The 4,735-nt window shown below is 67.8% G+C and carries 3 protein-coding genes and 1 tRNA gene; 2 read left to right on the top strand and 2 right to left on the bottom strand.

Annotated features, from left to right (window positions below):
- Positions 1-851 (bottom strand): CPBP family intramembrane glutamic endopeptidase (locus VKH46_02230; GenBank protein HKB69630.1); only part of this gene is annotated, 851 nt, incomplete at its 3' end.
- Positions 852-1,258: 407 nt separating this feature from the next.
- On the opposite strand from VKH46_02230, the gene VKH46_02225 reads away from it, so the two are divergent.
- Positions 1,259-1,642: a cupin domain-containing protein gene (locus VKH46_02225; protein HKB69629.1), complete on the top strand. Its 384-nt coding sequence runs from the start codon at positions 1,259-1,261 to the stop codon at positions 1,640-1,642.
- 19 nt (positions 1,643-1,661) lie between these two features.
- Here the strand turns inward: VKH46_02225 and VKH46_02220 are convergent, their stop codons facing one another.
- Positions 1,662-3,524, bottom strand: coding sequence for an aspartyl protease family protein (locus VKH46_02220; protein HKB69628.1), 1,863 nt, complete (start codon positions 3,522-3,524; stop codon positions 1,662-1,664).
- A gap of 640 nt (positions 3,525-4,164) precedes the next feature.
- Here VKH46_02220 and VKH46_02215 point away from each other — a divergent pair.
- Positions 4,165-4,242, top strand: a tRNA-Pro gene (locus VKH46_02215).
- Positions 4,243-4,735 lie beyond the last annotated feature (493 nt).

Here is a 4,735-nt window from a genome sequence, read left to right as displayed (position 1 = left end):
CCCCCCAGTGCCATGGTCGTCACGCTGTAAGCGATCGACACCGGCAGCGACGGAGCGCCGCCCAGTCCCTCGATCGTCCCCGCCCCGCGCAGCCACAGACCCGGCGCGTGGGCGAGTCCGAACACGAGGGCCGAGAGGAAGATCCCCGCCGCCTGTGAGCGCGTGACGGCCGCCAGGCGCGACTGGAGGATCACGCGGAAGAAGACTTCCTCGACGAGTCCCGCTTCGACCGACATCCAGAGGAAGCAGAGGAGGAGACCGAGAGCCCAGTGCCGGGAGGCGAGCGACCCGTCGAGCAGCGGCCGGATCCCGCGGCCGAAGAAGATCTGGATTCCGGTGAACACCGCGCCGATCGTGACGAAGGCGAGAAGGCTCCTTCCCCGCGGGCCCTCGGGCGGCCACGTCAGGCCGAGCTGCCGCGGGAAGATCTTCCCCCGCAGCGCGTAGACGGCCAGGGGAACCGCGACGAACACCGCGAGCTTGAGGAGCGTGTTCACGACGTCACGGACCCTCGGGTCGGGCGCGGGGCCCGTCAGCGCGGCCAGCAGCGGGCCCTTCACCGCGAGGAAGAGCATCACGAGAACGGCCAGGCCGGCGATCAGCGCTTTGTCCGCCCGGATGGCGCGGGGAGGAGGCAGCGCCGGCAGGCCCCGGCACACGAGGAGCGCGATGGCCGGCAGCACCAGGCCGAGGACGACGAAGAGAGAGATCTGCTCCTCGACCGGCCGCCCGTTCGCCGCGAGGACCGCGAGGGACACCGCCCAGGCCGCCGCCAGGACGAGGAAGGCTCCCCAGCCCGCGCGGCTGCGGGATGTCGCACGGTGGAGCTCGTCGAGTTTCGTTTTCTCCAAGATGCCTCCGATGCGTTCGGCTCTGAATTCCATACGTGCGGTCTCCAAGGATGTTCGGGGATGACGAGCTCTTCCGAAAGTGGCAAATCGTTCGACGGGATCGAACGGCGAACATGCCGGGGCTTCTGCATCGTTCGCATCAGGCGCAGCCCGGCCGCTTCCTCTACCGTCTTTCATGGGCCCTTCGGAAGGCGGCGGCGCAATCCGCGTCGAGTCTCCCGGGATTGCAAACGAGGAGGATCGTCATGAGACCTGAAGAATTTGGCGGCCGCCGTTCGACGTCGCTCGCCGTGCTCGCCATTCTTCTCGCCCTGGGCGCCGTCGGCGCCGTGCATCTCGTTTCCGCCGCGGCGGAGACGGGCAAGTCGAAGGCCGCGACCAGGTCGGCGACGGCGCCGAAAGGCTTCGTGCAGGACATCGAAGCGCTCACGGCGAAGAACGAGGACTTCCGCCACGTGCTCTACACCGCGCCGCACAGCCAGCTCGTGCTGATGGCGTTGAAGCCCGGGGAAGAGATCGGGAAGGAAACCCACAAGGCCGTCGACCAGTTCTTCCGCGTGGAAGAGGGGACCGGCGAGGTGGTGCTCGAGGGCGTCACGACGCCGATCAAGGCGGGATTCGCCGTCGTCGTTCCGTCCGGGATGAAGCACAACATCGTCAACACCGGGACGGTCCCGCTGAAGCTCTACACGATCTATTCGCCGCCGAACCATCGCGACGGGGTCGTTCACCACACCCGCGCGGAGGCGGAGGGCGACGAGGAGCATTTCGAGGGCGAGACGAGCGAGTAGCGGGCGCCGGGGACGAGGCTCAGTTCGTCTCGATCGACACCAGGCGGAGGTTGACCGCAATCTCGAGGGTCGCCGCTCCCCGCGCGAGGGAAACCGTGTGCCTCTCGCCGTCCCGGGTGAATCGATCGCGCAGATCGGAGAGGGTGAACTTCGAGGCGGGTTCCCCGTCCCACGCGACGATCGCGTCCCCCTTGCGGAAATCGTCTTTCTCGGCCGGGGAACCCGCCCGCACCGCCGCGACCGTGTACGTGTGGAGGTCGGGCTCCGAGGCCAGGAGGGTCAGGCCGTAGGTCCGGCGGTCCGGGAAGGGCTCGCGGGCGGCGGGCGTCGGCTCGAAGATCGCGCGTATCCTGGCGTAGTCGAGGAACACGTGGTACCGGGAGTAGATGGTCTCGCCGACCGTGCCCGCAAAAGTCTGGCTCGCGTACGCACCCGAGGTGTTCACCGACATGTTGATCGGGATCGATTCGACGACGAGGCCGCCGAGCGTCAGCCGGTCGACGCGGCCGCGCACGTTGTTTTGGGCGAAGAACTGCTTCTCGAGCCCGGCGGGACGGTTCACCGTCGAGTTCCGGGCGAGCGTGTCGAGGCGATGCGCCTTCACGAACGGAGAAGTCAGGGTCATCGTCTCCGCCGCGCCGAAGTCCATGACGAAGGATGCGGGGATTTCCTGTCCGCCGGCCGAGATCGTCCCGTCCACGAAAGGGATGCCGCCGTCGAAGACGAGAGGGACGACCGCGCCGCTCCCGGAGTAGGTCCACGTGGCGGGATCGTGGAGCGTGATCGTCTTCTTCTCGTAATCGATCTCCAGGACGAAGCGGCTGATGAAGTCGTAGCCGAGGATGCCGCCGATCGGAACGCCGAGCGCCCGTTCGAGCCCGGTCTGCTCGAGGACCGCGACGTGCTGTTTCACGAGCCTGACGCCCGGAAGCGAGAGGGTGGCGTCCTTCGCATAGTCGTATTCGGCGGAATTGCCGCCTCCCGTCGTGGCGGACCTCGCGTAGACCGACAGGCCGAAGCCGGAGAGGCGCGCCGCGTTGACGACTTCCTGGTCGGCGCCCGTGTCGAGGATGAACCCGATCGGCGGCCGGCCGTTGACCGAGACGGGAAGAACGATGTGGCTCGCCTCGAACGTGAAAGGGACCGCCGGGACCGGGGGATCGCGCTCGACGTCGGAAGGGCCGGAGACCGGCCGCGCGAAGCCGCCCGGCGGCTCCTCGACGCGGGCGGCCGTCAGCGCGCGCGAGTATTCGGGCCTGTCGGTCTCCGAGACGCGGGCGCTCCGCGGCATCCGCCGGCCCGCCATCTCGACCCAGTCCGTCCATGAGGTCTTGATCACGGTGTCGTCGCCTGGGCGAACGGACTCGATCGGGAGACCGGTTCGCGCGTCGAGGCGCCACACGATCTCCTTTCCACCGGGAGGCGTGATGCCCAGGTCGATGGCGCCCGCGTTCGACGAGGGTTTCGCGGTTGCGCCCGGCGGAAGCTCCGGAGGTCCGAAACCGATCGCGGCGATTTCGGAAATCCGAGAGCGGAGCCGCTCGAGCTCGCGCCCTTCGACGTCTCGGACGAATCCGTTCCAGTCCCGCCGCGCGGCCCATCCGGGCGTGACGACGACCTCGCTCTCGTCGAATTCCCGCTTCGTGGCCTGCCGGTAGTCGCCGTCCGGAGAGATCCATTCGTCCACGGTGCCCGGGATCCCATCCTCCGTCGAGCGGGAGACGAGGTGCAGGGTTCCACCGGGTCGCGGGTTGCCGATGGCCTTTCGCCATCGCGAAGAGAGCTCCACGGGGGAGGGGGCTTTCGGCGCGTCCCGCGCAATTGCCGCGAGTGCTGCGGCGGCCGAGAGAACGATGGCCGGGAGGATCCTCTCGCGTTTCATCGATCGTCCGAATTCTACCGGCTGTGCCGAAGCCTCTGCGTTGACAGGCCCGGGGGTGGCGCTATTCGTCCGACGCAGCGATCACGCGAGACTCCGTCGCGCCGCGAGGGTACCGGATGCCCGACCCTCGTCTTCGCTCGTCTATGGCGTGCCTTCCGGCGATCTGACGATTCGCCGTTTCAGCAGGGGAAGGGGAAGCGCGATTGACTAGACCCTGAGGCCGTGGTCAAATCGCGCCCTCTTCCGTCGGGACGTGGCGCAGCCTGGCTAGCGTACCGTCGGCAGCACGGCTCGCGCTCGGGCGCTCGACCGCTTGCTGCCTCTCAAATCGCGGACCTCCTCCTCACCGGGCGCTTGCGCACGGTGCGCTGCGCGTCAATCCCGTCGAGGAGACTTTCCGCGATCTGACCTCCATCGCTCGTCCTTGGCGGACTCGACGACTCCGGCGCCCCCGGCCCCGAGTACGTGTTCGCGACCTCTCGGTGCTCGGATCGCGAACGACCTGGGAGAGAGGTTTGCGCCGTTTGCCGAATGGCGGGTCGACCGGACCGCCGTCTGTCCATGACCGTGGCGGCGGGTCCAGGGGCACCAGTCGATTGACTCCGCCGTGAGCCCGTGGTCAAATCCCGGCCTCTTCCGTCGGGACGTGGCGCAGCCTGGCTAGCGTACCTGAATGGGGTTCAGGGGGTCCCGGGTTCAAATCCCGGCGTCCCGACCACACGTCGCCGGAGCGACGCTCGCAGAGCTCGGATCGCTCCGGCTCCCGCGACGCGGACCTCCTCCCCGTCGGTTACTCGGGGAGACTTTCCGCGTCGCGTCCTCCGCGGCTCGGCTAGGAAGCCTCGGCCGCTCCGGGGCCCCACCGGGGCTTGTTGCGGCGCGGCTCGCCGACGAGCGGCTCGACCGCGCCGCCGAAAGCTATCAAGCTAGGATCGTCCCCATTGCCGTCCCCAAGCGCCCGACGATTCGTCGGGCTGAATAACATATGAACCATAGGACCGTCCCCAGGCCTGTCGCAAAGATTGCGGGGTAGGGCGTAGTATTTCTCTGAAGGGAACCACAAGTGAACAGAATCGCGTCGATGCTTGCGCTCATGCTCTCCCTCGCTCCCGCTGCCCTTGGTAGCTCTCCTTGGGACAAGGTCAGGGTCACCGACTATCTTGGAAGGGCGAAGGGTTGTGTTCTCGTCAACGTCGTCCCGATTCCGTCGG

It is taken from the genome of Thermoanaerobaculia bacterium, assembly GCA_035260525.1.
Taxonomy (GTDB): Bacteria; Acidobacteriota; Thermoanaerobaculia; order UBA5066; family DATFVB01; genus DATFVB01.
Note: the sequence above shows the minus strand (reverse complement) of the source record. Positions and strands in the feature narration are given on the sequence as shown.